This is a genomic window from Pseudomonas sp. PDM25, assembly GCF_019219045.1.
GTDB lineage: Bacteria > Pseudomonadota > Gammaproteobacteria > Pseudomonadales > Pseudomonadaceae > Aquipseudomonas.
The window spans coordinates 165639-185828 of sequence record NZ_JAHUWL010000004.1 but is presented as its reverse complement, the minus strand read 5'-3'; the positions used below and the strand labels follow the sequence as shown (position 1 = coordinate 185828).

Below are 20190 nucleotides of genomic sequence, written 5' to 3'. Positions count from 1 at the left end.
CAGGCCTCCCGTTGAAGGCCTGCACTTTTTCAGGAATCGTCGTCATGCAGCGGGTCATCAGGGATGCGCAAGCCACACCGGAGGGGATGAGTGCGCTGCAAGCTAAAGTCGCCCTCATCCAGAAACACTTTCCGCCGACCGTCGCCAGCCTGTTTGCCATCCCGCGGATGGGCAGCGGCGACGTGCTGGAATGGTGGACCGAACTGGGTGGCCAACCTACGCCCTACGCCGACCTCAACGAGGACGCGCAACGACGTTTGCTGGAAACCTATGAAGTGCGCCAGACGTCCCTCGGGCAACTGGCGGACGAACTGCAAAGACGCGGTCAACCGACGGAAGCCGAAGACCTGCGCAGCCTGCTCGGCACACCGGAGCTGGACAAACTTTACAGCCTCAACGGTGAGCCTTTGGTAGTGCGCTGGAACCAGCGCCCGCCCAAACCGATCGTACCGCCGGTCGTTCCGGTGGTGCCGGTCGTACCGCCATCGCGCCGTGGCTGGTGGATCGCGGCGGCCTTGCTCGCGTTGTTGTTGCTGCTTCTGGCGCTGTGGCTCTGGTGGTTCTTGCACCGTGAGCCGGTTGTCGTGGTTCCACCGGTTGCGCCGGTAGCGCCCGTGGTGGCGCCCGTCGAGAAACCGGTCGAGCCTGTTCCCGAGCCTGCCGTGGAACCGGAACCTGTTCCGGAACCAGAGCCCGTGCCCGAACCAGCACCCGTGCCGCCGCCGAAGCCGGTCCCACCACCAAAACCGGTCGTGGCCGCGCCGCCACCGCCGCCACCTCCACCGCCGCCACCTCCAGCCCCGACGCTGGACAACTACGCGTGCCGTAAAAAAGCGCCTGATGCCGTGCCGCCGCAATTTGTGGTGGTACTCGACACCTCGGGTTCGATGGATTTGAACATCAAGTCGGTGAAATCCGATGAGGACTGGTTCTTCGGCAATGAGATGAACAAGTACCTGGACCCGAACCGCACCATGCAGATCTTCGCCAAGCCCAGCCGCATGGATGTCGCCAAGGACTCGCTGGCCGGCATGATCAATGGGCTGGACCCGAAGATCGACACGCGCCTGATCACCTTCGCCGGTTGCGAAAGAACACCGGACCAGGGCGTGTTCAAGTTTGGCGATCGTCAGCGATTGATCAACGGGATTCGCGGTCTGGTTCCCAACGATGGCACGCCACTGGCCGACAGCCTGGCCTACGCCGCCAGCAAGGTCGACGGGCGCAATAACGATGCAGTGATCGTGATGTTCGTCGACGGCGAGGACGGTTGCGATAAAGATGCTTGCGCGGTGTCCCGCCGAATCGCCAGGGAACAGCCGCGCCTGCGGGTCAACGTGGTGAAAATCGGTGCCGGTGGCCCGTCACGTTGCATCGCTGAAAACACCGGTGGCCGGGTTTACAACAGCACCAATGCGGCAGAACTGGGTAGCCAGCTGAAACAGGCGACCAAGGAAGTGTCCAGCAATGCCAAGTGTAACTAGCTAGGGGACAGATCCTGAATTGAGGTGACTCCATTCGCGAGCAAGCCCGCTCCCACAGGGTTTTGTGTCGTTCACAAGAGAGCGGAACGACACATAACCTTGTGGGAGCGAGCCGGCTCCGGGCGGCGTTCCGACGATGGCTATATCAGCGGCACCTCAACGAAACCGGTCAACCTCATGCCGCAAATCCGCCGCCAGCTTCTCCAGCTCTTTGGCGGTGATCGCCAGATTGGACACCACTTCCCGCTGTTCACTGTTCGCCAGGGCAATGCTTTGCAGGTTACTGCTGAGCAACGTCGCAGTACTGCTCTGTTCCTGAGTCGCCGTGGTAATCGCGGCAAACTGCTCACCGGCCGAACGGCTCTGCTCGTCGATCCGCGCCAGGGCTGAAGCCACATTGGCGTTACGCGACAACCCTTCCTGCATCAACACATTGCCCTGTTCCATGGTGCTGATGGCGTTACCGGTTTCCTGCTGAATGCTTTGGATCATGCCGGAAATTTCATCAGTGGCCTGACGGGTACGCGACGCCAGGTTACGCACCTCATCGGCCACCACCGCAAAACCACGCCCCTGCTCACCGGCACGCGCGGCTTCGATGGCGGCGTTGAGCGCCAGCAAGTTGGTCTGCTCGGCAATCGAGGTAATCACACCGACGATGCCGCCGATTTCCTGGGAGCGCTGGCCCAAGGTATTGATCACCGTCGCCGTGCTGTTCAGCGCGCCGGCGATTTGTTCCAGGGACGAGGACGCTTCGTCCATCGACGTACGACCGATCTGGGTTTGCTGCGCGTTTTCTTGAGCCAGACGCTGAGTGCTGCCCATGTTGTCGGCAATGTTCAGGGAGGTGGCGCTGAACTCTTCCACGGCGCCGGCCATGCTGGTGATTTCGCCCGACTGCTGCTCCATCCCTTCATAGGCGCCACCGGACAGACCGGACAAGGCCTGGGCGCGGCTGTTGACCTCTTGCGAGGCCTTGCGGATGTGCTCGACCATGGTCGACAGCGCCTGGCTCATCTGGTTGAACGCACGGGCCAGCTGACCGATTTCGTCGTTGCTCGATACGTTCAGCCGCACGCTCAAATCACCGGCACCCAAGGCTTCGGCCTGACGCACCAGATCACCCAAAGGGGCGAGTTTGCTGCGCAGCAACCAGACCGCCGCCCCCACAGCGATCAACATCGCCAGCAGACTGCCAATCGCCAATTGAATGCCGACACTCCAGGTCACGGCACGGATTTCGGTTTTCGGCATGCTCGCCACGACCGACCATGGGCCACCTTCAAACGGTACGGCAATGCTGTAGAAGTCTTCGGACTTATCGCTCCAGAACTCGCCCTTGCCCGGCGTTTTCGCCAGACTGACGATGGCCGGGACCGCTTGATCCAACGCTTGTACACCCGCGATCGGCACCAGCCATTTGCTCTGTTCATCCAGCAGCGCCAGGGAACCGGTCTGGCCGATACGGAAGCGCTTGAGGTTGGCGAACTGCGCGTTTTGCGCGTCGGTGTAGTCGAATCCTACGAACAGCACGGCAATCACCCTGCCGCTGATATCGCGTACGGGGGTGTATTGGGTCATGTAGGAGCGGTCGAAGAGCAAGGCGCGACCGACGTAACTCTGCCCCGCCATCAAGCGTGCATACGCCGGGTTCGCGTGATCGAGCAGCGTGCCGATGGCTCGGCTGCCGTCCTGTTTGCTCAGGGACGTGCTGACCCGAATGAAGTCTTCGCCGCTGCGCACAAACACCGTGGCAACACCGGCGGTCATTTGCTTGAACTCGTCCACTTCCTTGAAATTATTGTTCAGCACTTCGCTGCCCAGGTGCAGGCCCGGCGTCTGCGCGCCCGCTACTGCCACCGGTTCATCCGGGTGCACGCTCAAACCGGCGCTGAAGCGCTTCTCGAACAGACCACTCAGGCGCTGGGTGCTTTCACGCAACGTGCCGTGAAAGGTACTCAACTGATCGGCCAGCAACCGGGCTTCACTGGCCAGGTGCTCTTCGCGGGTGGCAAGGTTGGCGGAATCCAGCGAACGCAGGGCGAACACGGTACTGCCGCTGATGACAATCGCCAGTATCACGGCAAGCGCAAGACCAAGCTGTGAGGCGATCCGGGCACGAGGTTGAGACATGACAGCTCCTGGCCGAGCGACCGGATCTTCCTTGATCTGGCTGCACACTCAGCAAAATTCTAATAATGGGAATTGCGTCGAACCTGCACGAAGGTTCCACCTGCATTTTCGGCGGAAAATCGGAATACTTGAGTAATTAACCGGGGTATGGCTCAAGGCCGCCATTGCGACGGCTCTATCGATTCAGCCCAAGTGTTGAACGTCGGGCAATTCCATTGCTCGGGCTTCGCCTTGCAGGAAGTCGCTGAGCCTGCGCAAACGTTCACCTCCGGGGCGGGTTTTCGGCCAGACCAGGTAATATTTCTCACCGCTGGCGACGGCCGTCGGCCACGGCAGACTCAGACGCCCCTGAGCCACATCCTCCGCCACCATCAACAAATCGCCCATGGACACGCCATAACCTCGGGCGGCGGCGATCATGCCCAGTTCCAGCGTGTCGAACACCTGCCCGCCCTTGAGCGACACCTGATCCGTCAGCCCCATGCGTTCCAGCCAACTGCGCCAGTCACGACGGTCCGGTGTCGGGTGCAGCAGTTCGGCACTGGCCAGCCGTGCGACATCCCACGGTTGATCCTGCAGAAGATTCGGCGCGCCGACTGGAATCAGCTCTTCCGGGAACAGGAAACTCGTCTCCCAGTCCGGTGGGAAATTACCGTTGCTGAGGATGACGGCGCAGTCGAATGGTTCATGGTTGAAGTCCACCGAGTCGACGTCCATCCAGGCGCTGGTCAATTGCACCTCGTTGCCCGGTTGCAGGTGCCGAAAGCGGCTGAGCCGTGCCAGCAGCCAACGCATGGTCAGGGTCGACGGCGCTTTCATGCGCAGGATGTCATCTTCGGCGCGCAAGGTATTGCAGGCCCGCTCCAGGGCCGTGAAGCCTTCGCGAATGCCGGGCAGGATCAACCGCGCCGATTCGGTCAGTTGCAGATTGCGCCCACTGCGGTGAAACAGCCGACAGGCAAAATGCTCTTCGAGCGTACGAATGTGCCGACTGACCGCACTTTGGGTGATCGACAGTTCTTCGGCCGCACGGGTAAACGAGCTGTGCCGCGCCGCCGCTTCGAATGCGCGCAGGGCATACAAGGGAGGAAGACGACGGGACATTCGGAAAGCTCCTATAGCGGGATTCGGTCACCCTAGCAGAAACTTCCAGCATGAGTTTGAATCATGCCACCCATCCTTTTTATCCCTTTGTGCAAACCCCGTAGAGCGCCGAGAATCGACGCTTTCCTGTCCCTCTTTAATTATCGAGCGTGATGACCATGCAGCATCCAGCACGTACCGAACTCTGGGCCATCCTGCGGCTGGCGGGGCCGTTGATTGCCTCGCAGTTGGCGCACATGCTGATGGTCCTCACCGACACCTTGATGATGGCGCGCCTGAGTCCCGAAGCGCTGGCCGGTGGCGGTTTGGGCGCCGCCACTTACTCGTTCGTGTCGATCTTTTGCATTGGCGTCATTGCGGCGGTCGGCACCCTCGTGGCCATCCGTCAGGGTGCTGGCGACATCGTCGGCGCCGCCAGGCTGACCCAGGCCGGGTTATGGCTGGCGTGGTTGATGGCGTTGGTGGCCGGGCTGTTGCTGTGGAACCTCAAACCGGTGTTGCTGCTGTTCGGCCAGACCGAAACCAACGTCCACGCGGCCGGGCAGTTCCTGCTGATTCTGCCGTTCGCCCTGCCCGGCTACCTGAGCTTCATGGCCCTGCGCGGCTTCACCAGCGCCATCGGCCGGGCAACACCGGTGATGGTCATCAGCCTCGGCGGCACCGTGGCCAACTTCCTGCTCAATTACGCATTGATTACCGGCATGTTCGGTCTGCCAAAACTGGGGCTGATAGGCATCGGGCTGGTCACCGCTATTGTCGCCAACTGCATGGCGCTGGCGCTGGCCTGGCACATCCGTCGGCATCCGGCTTATGACGCTTATCCCTTGCGCCAAGGCCTGTCGCGGCCTAACCGTCAGTATCTGAAGGAACTGTGGCGCCTGGGCCTGCCGATTGGTGGCACCTACGCGGTAGAAGTCGGACTGTTTGCGTTCGCCGCGCTGTGCATGGGCACCATGGGCAGTACGCAACTGGGCGCACACCAGATCGCCCTGCAAATCGTCTCGGTGGCGTTCATGGTTCCGGCGGGGATTTCCTATGCGATCACCATGCGCATCGGGCAGCACTACGGTGCCGGGCAGCTGCTGAATGCACGGCTGGCGGGACGGGTCGGCATCGCTTTTGGCGCGGCGGCGATGCTTGCCTTCGCCATGGTCTTCTGGTTGCTGCCGAATCAGTTGATCGGTTTGTTCCTGGACCACAACGACCCGGCGTTTCGCGACGTCATCAACCTGGCTGTGAGCCTGTTGGCGGTCGCCGCGTGGTTCGAGCTGTTCGACGGCACGCAAACCATCGCCATGGGCTGCATTCGCGGGCTCAAGGATGCCAAGACCACGTTCCTCGTGGGTTTGGGTTGTTATTGGCTGATTGGCGCGCCAGCCGCCTGGTGGATGGCCTTCCATTTGAATTGGGGGCCGACAGGCGTGTGGTGGGGGTTGGCGCTGGGATTGGCGTGCGCGGCGGTGAGCCTGACGTGGGCGTTTGAGTGGAAGATGAAAAAGATGATTCGGCAGGAGCCATCGTCAGAGGCACGTTTCCAAATCGCTCAGACTGACTGAGATCCCTGTAGGAGCATGGCTTGCCCGCGATGAACGATAACGCGGTGTGCCTGCAAGACCGTGTCGCCTGCATCGCGGGCAAGCCTTGCTCCTACAGGATCGGGGTTAGTTCACGACTTCCAGGGCGGGCTGCTGGTTGCTACCGAAGGTCAAGTACTCAACCAGCTCCGCCAACGGCAACGGCTTGCTGATCAGATAGCCCTGCACCTGATCGCAGCCAAACCCGCGCAACAGAGTCAGTTGCTCCGGCGTTTCTACGCCTTCGGCGACCACTTCAAGATTGAGGTTGTGCGCCAGATTGATCATCGCGTGGACCAGTTTGCGATTCTCTTCGCGCTGTTCCATGCCGCCGACAAAGCTCTTGTCAATCTTCAGCAAGGTAATCGGCAGGCTGTTGAGGTGCACGAACGAAGAGAAACCGGTGCCGAAGTCGTCCAGGGAAAAGCGCACACCCAGACGCCCCAAGGCATCCATGGTCTGCTTCACCAGATCGCTGCGGCGCATCACCGCGGTTTCAGTCAGTTCGAACTCCAGCCATTGCGCCTCGACACCGCGCTCTGCAATCAGCCGACTCAGTGTCGCGAGTAACTGGCTGTCCTGAAACTGCCGGAACGACAGGTTGATCGCCATGTGCAACGCCGGCAAACCCCGCTCGCGCAACGCTTGCATGTCGCGCAACGCGCGGGAAATCACCCAGTAACCCAGCGGCACAATCAAGCCGCTTTGCTCGGCCAGCGGCACGAATTCGCTCGGAGGCAGCAAGCCACGCTCGGCATGGCGCCAGCGCACCAAGGCTTCGAGGCCCACGATCTGCCCGTCCTCAAGGTTCAGGCGAGGCTGGTAATGCAGTTCCAGTTCATCCCGGCGCAACGCCCGGCGCAGCTCGCTTTCGAGATCGGCCATGCTGCGGGCATTGCGATTGATGCGTTCGTTGAAGATGTGAAAAGTGCAGCCCTGAGTACTTTTGGCTTGTTGCATGGCGATGTGTGCGTGCCACATCAATGGGTCCGCGCCGGCCTGGGCCCGGGCGTGAGCGATACCCAGGCTGGAGCCGATCAACAGGCTTTCGCCGTCGACCCAATAGGGTTCGGACAGGGCTTCGGTAATGCGTTCGGCCATCCATTCGGCGCGCTGAGGCGCACGACGGGTGTCGATCAGCAGGGCGAACTCATCACTGCCCAGTCGGGCCAGTTGATCGCTGGCCTCAAGCTGGCTTTTCAGCCGCGCGACCACTTGCAGGATCAACCGGTCACCGGCCTGGTGGCCGAGGGCATCGTTGGCGTGACGGAAGTTGTCGAGGTCGAGATGACCGAGGGCCAGGCCGCGGCCGTCGTTTTCCGCCAGGCGTGCCGCCAGCAAGGTCTGGAAACCCTGGCGGTTGGCGATGCCGGTCAGCGGGTCCTGCTCGGCCAGGCGCTGCAGGGTGTTTTCCAGCAGGCCACGTTCGCGCACATGCCGCAGGCAACGGCGCAACATGCCGGGATCGAGTACATCGCGCACCAGCCAGTCACTCACCCCATCGGGCGGTAACAGCGGCTCATGCTCGAGCAGCAATACCGTCGGCAGGCTGCAACGGCCAGGTAGAGGTTGAAGCGCTGGAATCGTCAACAACACCGCACCGCGGTTGTCATCGAACAGACTGCTGACCGACTCCCAGCTCGGCGCACTGATCAGCACGGTCGAGCTCCCCATCGGAGCCAGGCACTCGCGCAACAACGCTGCCCACGCTGGCTCTTCGGCCAGTAGCAGCAAACGCAAGGGTTCGACAGGCGTAGACAAGCTAGCTCCCTAGACTCTGCAAAGATGTAGGCGGCGGGCATTATGCAGCGCCGGTAACCAATGACCAAATGACCCCGGTTATCAAACGCGGCTTTGTATCTTGAACATGAACAATAGACGCACATTCATCGCGCATCCTGCGTGAAAGTATCAAAACCGGCAAATATAGATAGCGTGCTGCGTCACAAGTCGGAGAGAGCAGCACAATTCGCTGAGCCTGTTAAAATGCCGGCCCATTTCGCAAACGACTCCCTGATTTCGTATGTCCCGACTCAATCCCCGGCAGCAAGAAGCCGTGAGCTACGTCGGCGGCCCTCTTTTGGTGCTCGCCGGTGCAGGCTCCGGCAAGACCAGCGTGATCACCCGCAAAATTGCGCATCTGATCCAGAACTGTGGCATCCGCGCCCAGTACATCGTCGCCATGACCTTTACCAACAAGGCCGCGCGCGAGATGAAGGAACGGGTCGGCACCCTGCTCAAGGGCGGCGAAGGCCGCGGCCTGACCGTCTGCACCTTCCACAATCTGGGCCTGAACATCATCCGCAAGGAACACGTGCGGCTGGGCTACAAGCCGGGTTTCTCGATCTTCGACGAGACCGACGTCAAAGCCTTGATGACCGACATCATGCAGAAGGAATACTCGGGCGACGACGGCGTCGACGAGATCAAGAACATGATCGGCTCGTGGAAAAACGACCTGATCCTGCCGCCCGAAGCCCTGGAAAACGCGCGCAACCCCAAGGAACAGACCGCCGCCATCGTCTACACCCACTATCAGCGCACGCTCAAGGCGTTCAACGCGGTGGACTTCGACGACCTGATCCTGCTGCCGGTGAAGCTGTTCCAGGAACACGCCGACATCCTCGAAAAATGGCAGAACAAAGTCCGCTACCTGCTGGTGGACGAATACCAGGACACCAACGCCAGCCAGTATTTGCTGGTGAAGTTGCTCATTGGCATACGCAATCAGTTCACCGTGGTGGGCGATGACGACCAGTCGATCTACGCCTGGCGCGGCGCGCGGCCGGAAAACCTGATGCTGCTCAAGGACGATTACCCGTCCCTGAAAGTGGTGATGCTGGAGCAAAACTATCGCTCCACCAGCCGCATCCTGCGCTGCGCCAACGTACTGATCTCGAACAACCCGCACGAATTCGAAAAGCAGCTGTGGAGCGAGATGGGTCACGGCGACGAGATCCGCGTGATCCGTTGCCGCAACGAAGACGCCGAAGCCGAGCGCGTGGCCGTGGAACTGCTGACCCTGCACTTGCGCACGGATCGGCCCTACAGCGATTTTGCGATCCTGTACCGCGGTAACTACCAGGCCAAGCTGATCGAGCTGAAGCTGCAACACCACCAGATTCCGTATCGCCTGTCCGGCGGCAACAGCTTTTTCGGACGTCAGGAAGTGAAAGACCTGATGGCCTACTTCCGCCTGATCGTGAACCCGGACGACGACAACGCCTTCCTGCGGGTGATCAACGTCCCACGCCGGGAGATCGGTTCGACCACGCTGGAAAAGCTGGGCAACTACGCCACCGAACGCAAAATCTCGATGTACGCCGCCACCGACGAAATCGGCCTGGGCGAACATCTGGATACGCGCTTCACCGATCGTCTGTCACGCTTCAAGCGCTTCATGGACAAGGTCCGCGAGCAATGCGCCGGTGAAGACCCGATCTCGGCGCTGCGCAGCATGGTCATGGACATCGACTACGAGAACTGGCTGCGCACCAACAGCTCTAGCGACAAGGCCGCCGATTACCGCATGGGTAACGTCTGGTTCCTGATCGAGGCGTTGAAGAACACCCTCGAGAAAGACGAAGAAGGCGAGATGACAGTCGAAGACGCCATCGGCAAACTCGTCCTGCGCGACATGCTGGAACGTCAGCAGGAAGAGGAAGACGGCGCCGAAGGTGTGCAGATGATGACCCTGCACGCCTCCAAGGGTCTGGAATTCCCTTACGTGTTCATCATGGGCATGGAAGAGGAAATCCTTCCGCACCGTTCCAGCATCGAAGCCGACACCATCGAAGAAGAACGTCGCTTGGCCTACGTCGGAATTACCCGAGCGCGTCAGACGCTGGCCTTCACCTTCGCCGCCAAGCGTAAGCAATACGGCGAGATCATCGATTGCGCGCCGAGCCGCTTCCTCGATGAGTTGCCGCCGGACGACCTGGCCTGGGAAGGCACCGACGACACGCCCGTTGAAGTCAAAGCCGTTCGCGGGAATACCGCATTGGCGGATATACGCGCGATGTTAAAGCGCTAGAATCGACTACTTTTTAACCAGCCTTAGACGCATAGCCGTCCTTAGAGGAAAGCTTCATGGAAGCACTGCACAAGAAAATTCGCGAAGAAGGCATCGTGCTTTCCGACCAGGTCCTGAAAGTCGACGCCTTTCTGAACCACCAGATCGACCCGGCCCTGATGAAGCTGATCGGCGACGAATTCGCCTCGCTGTTCAAGGACTCGGGCATCACCAAGATCGTCACCATCGAAGCCTCGGGCATCGCGCCGGCGATCATGACCGGCCTGAACCTCGGTGTGCCGGTGATTTTTGCGCGCAAGCATCAGTCCCTGACCCTGACCGAAAACCTGCTGTCGGCGACCGTTTACTCCTTCACCAAGCAGACCGAAAGCACCGTGGCGATCTCCCCGCGCCACCTGACCAGCAGCGACCGCGTGCTGATCATCGATGACTTTTTGGCCAACGGTAAGGCATCGCAAGCGCTGATCTCGATCATCAAACAGGCCGGCGCTACTGTGGCGGGTTTGGGGATCGTGATCGAGAAGTCGTTCCAGGGCGGCCGTGCGGAACTGGATGCGCAGGGTTATCGCGTTGAATCCCTGGCCCGCGTTCAGTCGCTGGCTGGCGGCGTCGTAACCTTCATCGAGTAACCCGCCACAACACACATCCACTTGTGGGAGCGGGCTTGCTCGCGAAGGCGGTATGTCAGTCGACATCATCGGGACTGACACGGCCCCTTCGCGAGCAAGCCCGCTCCCACAGGGATCACCTGTTTAACGGTTATTGCGCGGTGGCTTTGAGGCCGGTGAGCAGTAGCCGTTGAAACAAATCCTCTTTCAGCCCTTCCGGGCTGGTCAGCTGCATTCGCTCCAGATGTTCGGGAAACGATGAAGGCTCCGGCGCATCCAGCGCTGCCTTGCCCAGTTCCAGAATTTCCGTGAGCTTGAACTTGCTCTTCAGCCAATTCAGCGCCCGCAACAGATCCTTCTCCTCAGCGGTGAAATCACAGCCCAACGGATACTCCGGGAACAACTGCGGATGCCGCGCCTGGATGGCCTGCAAGCGCTGCGGACTGTTGTCGGCGAAGCGAGGATCAATACGGAAATTCTTCGGCAACTTATCGACTGCCTGAGCCTGTTCTATCAACCCCGGCTGGAAACGTGAGTCGCTGATGTTCAGCAACGCCTCGATCACCGCCGCGTCGGTCTTGCCCCGCAGGTCGGCGATGCCGTACTCCGTGACCACAATGTCTCGCAGGTGTCGCGGGATCGTGCAATGGCCGTACTCCCAGACGATGTTCGAACTGACCTCACCGCCCGATTCGCGCCAGCTACGCAGAAGCAATACCGAACGCGCCCCTTCCAGTGCATGTCCTTGCGCAACGAAGTTGTACTGCCCGCCGACACCGCTGAGTACTCGCCCGTCTTCGAGCTGATCGGCCACGCCGGCCCCCAGCAAGGTCATGGTGAACACGGTGTTGATGAAACGCGCATCGAGGCGCTGCAAGCGTTTGAGTTCTTCCTGACCGTAGAGCTCATTGATGAAGCTGATGCGGGTCATGTTGAATTCGAGCCGCTTGCTCTGCGGCAACTCGCGCAGGCGCTCATAGAAACTGCGCGGCCCAAGGAAGAAACCGCCGTGCACCGAGATGCCATCAGTCTGCGCGGCTTCATCCAGCGTGCCGGCATTCGCCTGTTGCTGGGTTGGCACATCGGGGTAGACCTTGCGCCGCACGATCCCGGCGTCAGCCAGCACCAGCAAGCCGTTGACGAACATTTCGCTGCAACCGTAAAGGCCCTTGGCAAACGGTTCGACGCCGCCTTCGCGGTCTATGAGTTGCGCCCACTGACTGAGATTCACCTCCGCCAGCAACGCCTTGTAACCGTCATTGTCGGCCTGCCGCGCCAGCAACGCAGCGGTCAGGGCATCACCCATGGCGCCGATGCCGATCTGCAAGGTGCCGCCGTCGCGCACCAACGTGCTGGCGTGCAGCCCGATGAAGTGATCCTGGAAACCCACCGGCATGTTCGGCGTGGAGAACAGCGTGGTGCTGTCCTTCTCGTCGATCAGCAGGTCGAACGTGTCGATAGCGATTTCGGCATCGCCCGGCATGTACGGCAAATCGTTGTGCACCTGGCCCACCAGCAGGATCGTCTCCCCTGCCGCCCGACGCTTGGCGATCATGGGGAACAGGTCGAGGGTGATGTCCGGGTTGCAGCTCAGGCTCAGGCGATCGGGGTGTTCGCTGTGGCTCGCCACCAATTGCGCTACCAGGTTCAACCCGGCGGCGTTGATGTCTCGAGCGGCGTGGCTGTAATTGCTGCTGACGTAATCCTGCTGGGCCTGTGCGCTGTGGAGCAGGCTGCCGGGCTGCATGAAGAATTGCTGGACATGGATGTTCGACGGCAGGCTGTCGCGACGCAGGTCGGCCAGGAAATCCAGTTCCGGATAGTCGCCAAAAACCCGCTCGATGAAGGGCTCGAGAAAGCGCTTTTGCAAACCGTCGCCCAAGGAAGGACGGCCCAGGCACAGGGCGGTGTAGATCGTCAGCTGCCGCTCGGGCAACTGCGCGATGCGTTGAAACAGCGCGTTGACGAAGTGGTTGGGTTTGCCCAGACCGAGGGGCAGCCCCATGTGGATATGCGCCGGCAACCGTGCCAGGACATCATCGACCGCTTGCTCGATAGAACACAGCTGCACCATCTGATCCTCCCTTACATTCCGTGAATTGGGGTTGGACCGAGCTTGCCGGGTCTTTGCTGCAATGAACAGTCTCGGGCGTAAATCGCAGGCACAAAAAAACCGCTCGAAAGCGGCTTTTTGATGAAGATGATGGCTTATTTCAGGCCGGACATCTTCTGGATCGCACCTTTGAGCTCGGCGTCTGCGCAATCGGCGCAGGTGCCTTTTGGAGGCATTGCATTGAGGCCGGAGATGGCTTTCGCCAGCAGGCCGTCAACACCGCCTTCCTTCTTGGCGCGCTCGCCCCAAGCGGCAGCATCACCGATTTTCGGCGCGCCCAACAGGCCGGTACCGTGGCAAGCGTTGCAATGTTTGGCAATCACTTCGTCAGGCGTTTTGGCACCACCGCCGCCACCCGCAGAAGCAGCAACTTCCATGCCCTTGCACTCTTTACCCTGAACGCAAACCTGGCCGACTGGCTCAAGGCGTTTAGCAATATCGTCGTTGGTCGCAGCTTGTGCGCTGACTGCCCAAAGGGCCAATACGGTTGCTGGTACGGCCAGCATTTTCATAATTAGATTCACGCGTTCACCCTCAATGGTGGCTAGTCACGCCCACGGCCACGGTTCGCAGGCGGGCGCAAGTATAACGGTAAGCCCGCCACACTGAAACAACCCTAAAGTCGAAGGGGTCTTATGCGTGGCGGAAAAACAACTCGGGCACCTGCGCAATGCTCGCCGGACGCCTCTTTTATTAGAAATTAGCCGGAGTCGCTGCGCTGATTAGTCGCGCTGGCGCATCGAACGGATTACGGAAACGGTGCGGTTTAGTACTTTCAAAGTAGTAGCTGTCGCCGGCTTCGAGCACAAAAGTTTCAAGCCCTACCACCAGTTCAAGTCGACCTTCGAGCAGAATCCCGGTTTCCTCGCCCTCATGGGTGAGCATCTCCTCACCGGTGTCGGCGCCTGGCGGGTAGATTTCATTGAGGAACGCGATGGCCCGGCTCGGATGAGCCCTGCCGACCAGTTTCATGGTCACTGCGCCATCGGAAATATCGATCAGCTCGTTGGCTTTGTAGACGATCTGAGTCGGCTTTTCCTGCAGGATCTCTTCGGAAAAGAACTCGACCATGGACATGGGAATCCCGCCCAGTACTTTCCTCAGCGAACTGATCGAGGGGCTGACGCTGTTCTTCTCGATCATCGAAATGGTGCTGTTGGTGACACCCGCACGCTTGGCGAGTTCACGCTGGGAAAGTCCTTTGAGCTTACGGATGGATTGCAGTCGTTCACCGACGTCCAAGCTTGCGCCTCCAGGGATTCAGGTTGTTGAAATATGAGCGTTATCATGGCGACAGCGTTCAGTATTTACAACACTTGGACCTGAATCCTGTTCGATGAAGCGACTTTCGGTCGGGGCGCTTTGACCTAAGCCCCGGAATAGAGCATTGGCACCCGGCGCAGGTTGCAGAAGATCTGGTAAGGAATCGTGCCCGCGGCCGCGGCTACGTCACTGGCGAGAATGTTTTTGCCCCACAACTCGACGGTCGAACCGAGGCCGGCTTGCGGCACATCGGTCAGGTCGATGCAGAGCATGTCCATCGACACCCGGCCAATCAACTGGCTGCGCTGCCCGGCGACCAATACTGGCGTACCGGTCGGTGCCTGACGTGGGTAGCCATCGGCGTAACCCATGGCCACCACGCCCACACGCATCGGTTTCTGGGTGATGAATTTGGCGCCGTAACCGATCGGCTCGCCAGCCGGCAGTTCACGCACGCAAATCACTTTCGATTCGAGGGTCATCACCGGTTGCAGGCGGGACGCCACGGCATTGGCCTCTTCAAACGGAGTCGCGCCGTAGAGCATGATGCCCGGACGAACCCAATCACTTGGAATCTGCGGCCAACCGAGTACTGCCGGCGAATTGCGCAGGCTGATCTCCGCCGACAAGCCCTGACGCGCCGCTTCGAACACCGCGACCTGCTCGACACTGGCCTGACTGTGCAACTCATCGGCCCGGGCGAAGTGGCTCATCAGAACAATCTTCGCCACCTTGCCGCTGGCCAGCAGCCGTTGATAGCCCGCCTGATAATCCTTTGGATGCAAGCCCACCCGATGCATGCCCGAATCGAGTTTGAGCCAGACCGTGATCGGTTTGCTCAGTGCAGCGTTCTCGATGGCTTCGAGCTGCCACAGCGAATGCACCACGCACCAGAAGTCATGCTCGACGATCAGCGACAGCTCATCGGCTTCGAAAAAACCTTCCAGCAACAACACCGGCGCACGAATGCCCGCGGCTCGCAGCTCCAACGCTTCTTCGATACAGGCTACGGCGAAACCGTCTGTTTCGGCTTCCAGCGCCTGGGCGCAACGCACCGCGCCATGGCCGTAGGCATCGGCCTTGATCACCGCGAGGGCCTTGGCCCCCGTGACTTCACGGGCGATTTGGTAGTTGTGACGCAGGGCTTGAAGGTCGATCAGGGCACGGGCTGGACGCATGGCGGCAGACTTCTAGGCGGTCATGGGAAGAAAAACCGGCGCTGGCTGACGGCGTGAACCGCCAGTAGCACCGGGAGAGGGATCTTTCTGACGGGTTTATGGCAGAGCGGCGACAACCGACAGCTCAACCAGGATTTGCGGTTCGCACAACTTCGATTCAACGGTGGCACGGGCCGGGGCGACGCCTTTTGGCAGCCACTTGTCCCAGACCGCGTTCATGCCTTCGAAGTGTGCATCAATGTCTTTCAAGTAAATCGTTACCGACAGCAGGCGGCTCTTGTCGGTCCCGGCCAGATCCAGCAAACGCTCGATGTTGGCAAGCGTTTCACGGGTCTGCTGTTCAATCCCGGCGTTCATATCGTCGCCGACCTGCCCTGCCAGATACACGGTACCGCTGTGGACTACGATCTGGCTCATGCGCTCATTGGTGAGCTGGCGCTGGATTGACATGTTTTGCAGACTCCTGAAGTTTTTTTCCATAACGGGAAATATCGAGGCCTTCGGCGCTGATCTGCGGCGTTTTCTTCGCCATCAGATCGGCCAGCAAGCGACCGGAACCGCACGCCATGGTCCAACCAAGCGTGCCGTGACCCGTGTTCAAAAACAGATTGCTGAACGGCGTAGCACCCACGATCGGCGTGCCGTCCGGGGTGGTCGGACGCAGACCGGTCCAGAAACTCGCCTGGGCCAGATCGCCGCCCTGAGGATAGAGGTCGTTGACGATCATCTCCAGGGTTTCGCGCCGACGTGGGTTCAGCGACAGGTCAAAACCGGCTATTTCAGCCATGCCACCGACGCGGATGCGGTTGTCGAAACGGGTGATCGCGACCTTGTAGGTCTCGTCGAGAATAGTCGAAGTAGGGGCCATCGCCGGGTTGGTGATCGGTACGGTCAAGGAATAACCCTTGAGCGGATACACCGGCGCCTTGATCCCCAGCGGCTTGAGCAGTTGCGGCGAGTAGCTGCCCAGGGCCAGCACGTAGCGATCAGCGGTTTCCAGCTTGCCGTCGATCCATACGCCGTTGATGCGGTCGCCGGCGTAGTCGAGACGCTGAATGTCCTGGTCGAAGCGGAATTCCACACCCAGTTTGGTCGCCATTTCGACCAGGCGGGTGGTGAACATCTGGCAATCGCCGGTCTGGTCGTTCGGCAGGCGCAGGGCACCGGCGAGGATGTCGGTGACGCTGGCCAGGGCCGGTTCGACGCGGGCAATGCCGGCACGGTCGAGCAGTTCGAATGGCACGCCGGACTCTTTCAGCACGGCGATGTCTTTCCAGGCGCCGTCGAGTTGAGCCTGGGTGCGGAACAGTTGGGTAGTACCGAGGCTGCGGCCTTCGTAGGCGATACCGGTTTCGGCACGCAATTCGTCGAGGCAGTCACGGCTGTACTCGGACAGGCGGACCATGCGCTCTTTGTTCACCGCATAACGGCTGGCGGTGCAGTTGCGCAGCATCTGCGCCATCCACAGGTATTGGTCGATGTCGGCGGTGGCCTTGATCGCCAGCGGTGCGTGGCGCTGCAACAGCCACTTGATGGCCTTGAGCGGCACGCCCGGCGCGGCCCACGGCGAGGCATAACCCGGCGAAACCTGCCCGGCGTTGGCGAAACTGGTCTCCATCGCAGCGGCCGGCTGACGGTCCACAACCACCACTTCAAATCCGGCACGCGCCAGATAGTAAGCACTGGTGGTACCGATGACGCCGCTACCCAAGACCATAACGCGCATTTTCATATCCCTCATCGCGGCTTGCCGCTGACGTTCGTAGTTGTCGAGCATTGATGTGCGCAGTGTAAAAAAGATTAGGCAGTGCTTTTCACTATATAAGTGCCTATATTTGGCGAGAATTCTCGGCAAAAACGCTTTTCACGGAGGCGCATCCCCTATGCGTACCAACACTCAGACCAAACGTGAGCTGGACAAGATCGACCGCAACATCCTGCGGATCCTACAAGCGGACGGACGCATCTCCTTCACCGAGCTGGGGGAAAAGGTCGGGCTCTCGACCACGCCATGTACCGAACGGGTCCGGCGGCTGGAGCGCGAAGGGATCATCATGGGCTACAACGCCCGGCTCAATCCGCAGCACCTCAAGGGCAGTCTTCTGGTGTTCGTCGAAATCAGCCTCGACTACAAATCCGGCGATACTTTCGAAGAGTTCCGACGCGCGGTCCTGAAGCTTCCCCACGTGCTGGAGTGCCATTTGGTGTCAGGGGATTTCGACTATCTGGTGAAGGCGCGGATTTCCGAGATGGCCTCGTATCGCAAGTTGCTGGGCGACATCCTGCTCAAGCTGCCGCATGTGCGCGAATCCAAGAGCTACATCGTGATGGAAGAGGTGAAAGAGAGCTTGAACCTGCCGATTCCGGATTGAAGTATGCGGTGTCTGTTCGGCCGCCTTCGCGAGCAAGCCCGCTCCCACACTGGATCTGTGCCGTACACAAAACCACTGTGGGAGCGGGCTTGCTCGCGAAGGCAGGCAACTCGGTCATTCCTTAGACCAGCACCTGCCGCGTCGAAGCCATGTACTCATGAATCTGCTTCTCGACCCGCGGATGAATCAGCTCCACCGGCCCCCGCCCATTCGGGCACGGCAAGGTCTTGGTGGTGCCGAATAGTCGACAGATAAGTGGCCGCTCGTCATACACGGTGCAGCCGTTGGGCCCCAGGTGAACGCAATTGAGCTCATCCATCGCAGCGTCCTGCTCGGCCCGGGTCTTGCGCGGCAGGCGGGACATTTCTTCCGGCGAGGTGGTCACCGGCCCACAGCAGTCATGGCAGCCGGGCACACACTCGAACGAGGGAATTTGCTGCCGTAGCGTGCGAATTTTCTGACTGTTGCAGCTCATCGAAGCGTTGACCAAAAGCGGAATAGAGCGGGATTCTGACGCAAAAGCCCCGATCCAGACAGCACCAACCGACCAGTGTTGCCGGTATCCGAAGGTCCGGCTTATGCTCCGTCAAATTTTCTAAACACAAGAATCAGGAACACGCACATGAATGCCCGTGCTCAGCAGCCTGCCCCGAACCACCAGCACCCTGCTTCTTACTACGCCGCCAGCAGCTTGCCGCAGCCCGATCATCCGGTGCTCACAGGCGACCTGGTGGCTGACGTTTGCGTGGTCGGTGGCGGGTTCTCCGGTTTGAACACGGCGCTCGAACTGGCCGAACGCGGCTTCAGTGTGATCCTGCTTGAAGCCCACAAAATCGGTTGGGGCGCCAGCGGACGCAATGGCGGACAGTTGATTCGTGGCGTCGGCCATGGCCTCGATCAGTTCGCCAACGTGGTCGGTGCGGACGGCGTGCGTCAGATGAAACTCATGGGCCTGGAAGCGGTGGAAATCGTCCGACAGCGCGTCGAGCGTTTTCAGATCCCTTGCGACCTCACGTGGGGCTATTGCGACCTGGCCAACAAGCCCCGGGACCTCGAAGGTTTTGCCGAAGACGCCGAAGAGTTGCACAGTCTCGGTTACCGTTACGAAACCCGTCTGCTACAAGCCAGTGAAATGCATTCCGTAGTGGGTTCCGACCGTTACGTCGGCGGTTTGATCGACATGGGCTCCGGGCACCTGCATCCGCTGAACCTGGCATTGGGCGAAGCGGCCGCCGCCCAGCAGTTGGGGGTGAAGCTGTTCGAACAATCGGCAGTCACCCGCATCGATTATGGCCCCGAGGTCAAGGTCTACACCGCCCAAGGTTCGGTCCGCGCCAAGACGCTGGTGCTGGGCTGCAACGCCTACCTCAATGAACTCAATCCCGAACTCGGCGGCAAGGTGCTGCCCGCCGGCAGCTACATCATCGCCACCGAACCCTTGAGTGAAGCGCTGGCACACTCGCTACTGCCGCAGAACATGGCGGTCTGCGATCAACGGGTGGCACTGGATTACTATCGGCTCTCGGCGGACCGCCGCTTGCTGTTCGGCGGCGCCTGCCATTATTCAGGTCGCGACCCGAAGGACATCGCCGCCTACATGCAGCCGAAGATGCTGGAGGTTTTCCCGCAACTGGCCGGGGTCAAGATCGACTATCAATGGGGCGGGATGATCGGCATCGGCGCCAACCGTCTGCCGCAGATCGGGCGACTCAAGGATCAGCCGAATGTGTATTACGCCCAGGCTTATTCCGGTCATGGCGTGAACGCCACGCACCTCGCGGGGAAGTTGTTGGCTGAAGCTATCAGTGGCCAGCAGGGTGGAGGGTTTGATCTGTTTGCCAGGGTGCCGCATATCACCTTTCCTGGCGGCAAGCATTTGCGCTCGCCGTTGTTGGCGCTGGGGATGATGTGGCATCGGCTTAAAGAGTTGGTCTGATACATTTCTGTGCCTGTACTGGCCTCATCGCGAGCAGGCTCGCTCCCACAATGGATTTGTGAACGCCACAGATCACCTGTGCGAGCCTGCTCGCGATGGGGTCGACTCAAATCCGCCAAAACGGTTTAAGCCCCTCCTCCCGCGCCTGCTCCCGACTCAACCCGACGTCCTTAAGCTGCTCGGGCGTGAGCTCCAGCAATGCCTTGCGCGTGTGCAGACGATGCCAGAACAGACCCCAGCGACTCAGGCCGGACGGTGCGTTGCGCATGACCGCCTCGCGTGCACCGTTGTTTTGCCCTGCCGCCAGTTCCTGACTGTGTAACGTCAGCCGCACATCGCTCAAGCCGTTCATTTTGATTGCTCCTGTTTACTTGGGTAGCCAGAGCTTTCAT

17 protein-coding genes are annotated in these 20190 nt (G+C 60.3%); 6 read left to right on the top strand and 11 right to left on the bottom strand.

Going from position 1 to position 20190, the window contains the following annotated elements:
• The first annotated feature begins 44 nt into the window (after positions 1–44).
• Positions 45–1484: a VWA domain-containing protein gene (locus KW848_RS09005; RefSeq protein WP_218536609.1), complete on the top strand. Its 1440-nt coding sequence runs from the start codon at positions 45–47 to the stop codon at positions 1482–1484.
• A gap of 156 nt (positions 1485–1640) precedes the next feature.
• Here the strand turns inward: KW848_RS09005 and KW848_RS09000 are convergent, their stop codons facing one another.
• Entirely contained in the window at positions 1641–3617 is a 1977-nt protein-coding gene (locus tag KW848_RS09000; RefSeq protein WP_218536608.1) for a methyl-accepting chemotaxis protein, read from the bottom strand.
• 183 nt (positions 3618–3800) lie between these two features.
• The gene (locus KW848_RS08995; RefSeq protein ID WP_218536607.1) at positions 3801–4721 is read right to left on the bottom strand and encodes a LysR substrate-binding domain-containing protein; all 921 of its coding nucleotides are present in this window, start codon (positions 4719–4721) and stop codon (positions 3801–3803) included.
• A gap of 158 nt (positions 4722–4879) precedes the next feature.
• Here KW848_RS08995 and KW848_RS08990 point away from each other — a divergent pair, with 158 nt between their 5' ends.
• Positions 4880–6277 (top strand): NorM family multidrug efflux MATE transporter, encoded by a 1398-nt coding sequence (locus KW848_RS08990; protein ID WP_218536606.1) that lies wholly within the window; start codon positions 4880–4882, stop codon positions 6275–6277.
• Between the two features lie 105 nt (positions 6278–6382).
• Here KW848_RS08990 and KW848_RS08985 read toward each other — a convergent pair whose 3' ends face one another.
• A complete protein-coding gene (locus KW848_RS08985) occupies positions 6383–8056 on the bottom strand; it encodes a bifunctional diguanylate cyclase/phosphodiesterase (RefSeq protein ID WP_218536605.1) in 1674 nt (557 codons plus the stop codon).
• Positions 8057–8318: 262 nt separating this feature from the next.
• Between KW848_RS08985 and rep the strand changes: the two genes are divergently transcribed.
• Both rep and KW848_RS08975 read left to right on the top strand, forming a co-directional pair.
• Positions 8319–10328 (top strand): DNA helicase Rep, encoded by a 2010-nt coding sequence (rep, locus tag KW848_RS08980; RefSeq protein WP_008150203.1) that lies wholly within the window; start codon positions 8319–8321, stop codon positions 10326–10328.
• A 56-nt stretch (positions 10329–10384) separates the two neighbouring features.
• Positions 10385–10957, top strand: a complete 573-nt coding sequence (locus KW848_RS08975) for a xanthine phosphoribosyltransferase (RefSeq protein WP_008150200.1) — start codon at positions 10385–10387, stop codon at positions 10955–10957.
• A 130-nt stretch (positions 10958–11087) separates the two neighbouring features.
• Here KW848_RS08975 and KW848_RS08970 read toward each other — a convergent pair whose 3' ends face one another.
• From KW848_RS08970 to dadA, 6 genes are all read right to left on the bottom strand, one after another.
• The gene (locus tag KW848_RS08970; protein ID WP_218536604.1) at positions 11088–13010 is read right to left on the bottom strand and encodes an acetyl-CoA hydrolase/transferase C-terminal domain-containing protein; all 1923 of its coding nucleotides are present in this window, start codon (positions 13008–13010) and stop codon (positions 11088–11090) included.
• A gap of 134 nt (positions 13011–13144) precedes the next feature.
• Complete coding sequence (locus KW848_RS08965) at positions 13145–13561, bottom strand: cytochrome c5 family protein (protein WP_033053381.1); 417 nt, start codon at positions 13559–13561, stop codon at positions 13145–13147.
• A gap of 181 nt (positions 13562–13742) precedes the next feature.
• Positions 13743–14291 (bottom strand): cupin domain-containing protein, encoded by a 549-nt coding sequence (locus tag KW848_RS08960; RefSeq protein WP_064680419.1) that lies wholly within the window; start codon positions 14289–14291, stop codon positions 13743–13745.
• Positions 14292–14416: 125 nt separating this feature from the next.
• Positions 14417–15490 (bottom strand): alanine racemase, encoded by a 1074-nt coding sequence (alr, locus tag KW848_RS08955; protein WP_218536603.1) that lies wholly within the window; start codon positions 15488–15490, stop codon positions 14417–14419.
• Between the two features lie 96 nt (positions 15491–15586).
• On the bottom strand, positions 15587–15940 hold the full coding sequence (locus tag KW848_RS08950) for a RidA family protein (RefSeq protein WP_076029299.1): 354 nt from the start codon (positions 15938–15940) through the stop codon (positions 15587–15589).
• On the bottom strand, positions 15912–17216 hold the full coding sequence (dadA, locus tag KW848_RS08945) for a D-amino acid dehydrogenase (RefSeq protein WP_074880408.1): 1305 nt from the start codon (positions 17214–17216) through the stop codon (positions 15912–15914). Before dadA ends, KW848_RS08950 begins: the two co-directional genes overlap by 29 nt.
• Before the next feature lie 157 nt (positions 17217–17373).
• Here dadA and KW848_RS08940 point away from each other — a divergent pair, with 157 nt between their 5' ends.
• Positions 17374–17862 carry an Lrp/AsnC ligand binding domain-containing protein gene (locus tag KW848_RS08940; protein ID WP_003206849.1) on the top strand — a complete coding sequence of 163 codons (489 nt, stop codon included), beginning with the start codon at positions 17374–17376 and terminating at the stop codon, positions 17860–17862.
• A 121-nt stretch (positions 17863–17983) separates the two neighbouring features.
• Here KW848_RS08940 and KW848_RS08935 read toward each other — a convergent pair whose 3' ends face one another.
• Positions 17984–18337 (bottom strand): YkgJ family cysteine cluster protein, encoded by a 354-nt coding sequence (locus tag KW848_RS08935; RefSeq protein ID WP_007947437.1) that lies wholly within the window; start codon positions 18335–18337, stop codon positions 17984–17986.
• A 147-nt stretch (positions 18338–18484) separates the two neighbouring features.
• Between KW848_RS08935 and KW848_RS08930 the strand changes: the two genes are divergently transcribed.
• Positions 18485–19798: an FAD-binding oxidoreductase gene (locus tag KW848_RS08930; RefSeq protein ID WP_218536602.1), complete on the top strand. Its 1314-nt coding sequence runs from the start codon at positions 18485–18487 to the stop codon at positions 19796–19798.
• A 106-nt stretch (positions 19799–19904) separates the two neighbouring features.
• Here KW848_RS08930 and KW848_RS08925 read toward each other — a convergent pair whose 3' ends face one another.
• Positions 19905–20150 (bottom strand): DUF1127 domain-containing protein, encoded by a 246-nt coding sequence (locus tag KW848_RS08925; RefSeq protein WP_008150185.1) that lies wholly within the window; start codon positions 20148–20150, stop codon positions 19905–19907.
• Between the last annotated feature and the right edge of the window lie 40 nt (positions 20151–20190).

Coding starts and splice junctions, on each gene's coding strand:
- KW848_RS09005 (WP_218536609.1), top strand. CDS start 45: ATGCAGCGGGTCATCAGGGATGCGCAAGCCACACCGGAGGGGATGAGT.
- KW848_RS09000 (WP_218536608.1), bottom strand. CDS start 3,617: ATGTCTCAACCTCGTGCCCGGATCGCCTCACAGCTTGGTCTTGCGCTT.
- KW848_RS08995 (WP_218536607.1), bottom strand. CDS start 4,721: ATGTCCCGTCGTCTTCCTCCCTTGTATGCCCTGCGCGCATTCGAAGCG.
- KW848_RS08990 (WP_218536606.1), top strand. CDS start 4,880: ATGCAGCATCCAGCACGTACCGAACTCTGGGCCATCCTGCGGCTGGCG.
- rep (WP_008150203.1), top strand. CDS start 8,319: ATGTCCCGACTCAATCCCCGGCAGCAAGAAGCCGTGAGCTACGTCGGC.
- KW848_RS08975 (WP_008150200.1), top strand. CDS start 10,385: ATGGAAGCACTGCACAAGAAAATTCGCGAAGAAGGCATCGTGCTTTCC.
- KW848_RS08970 (WP_218536604.1), bottom strand. CDS start 13,010: ATGGTGCAGCTGTGTTCTATCGAGCAAGCGGTCGATGATGTCCTGGCA.
- KW848_RS08965 (WP_033053381.1), bottom strand. CDS start 13,561: ATGAAAATGCTGGCCGTACCAGCAACCGTATTGGCCCTTTGGGCAGTC.
- alr (WP_218536603.1), bottom strand. CDS start 15,490: ATGCGTCCAGCCCGTGCCCTGATCGACCTTCAAGCCCTGCGTCACAAC.
- KW848_RS08950 (WP_076029299.1), bottom strand. CDS start 15,940: ATGTCAATCCAGCGCCAGCTCACCAATGAGCGCATGAGCCAGATCGTA.
- dadA (WP_074880408.1), bottom strand. CDS start 17,216: ATGCGCGTTATGGTCTTGGGTAGCGGCGTCATCGGTACCACCAGTGCT.
- KW848_RS08940 (WP_003206849.1), top strand. CDS start 17,374: ATGCGTACCAACACTCAGACCAAACGTGAGCTGGACAAGATCGACCGC.
- KW848_RS08935 (WP_007947437.1), bottom strand. CDS start 18,337: ATGAGCTGCAACAGTCAGAAAATTCGCACGCTACGGCAGCAAATTCCC.
- KW848_RS08930 (WP_218536602.1), top strand. CDS start 18,485: ATGAATGCCCGTGCTCAGCAGCCTGCCCCGAACCACCAGCACCCTGCT.
- KW848_RS08925 (WP_008150185.1), bottom strand. CDS start 20,150: ATGAACGGCTTGAGCGATGTGCGGCTGACGTTACACAGTCAGGAACTG.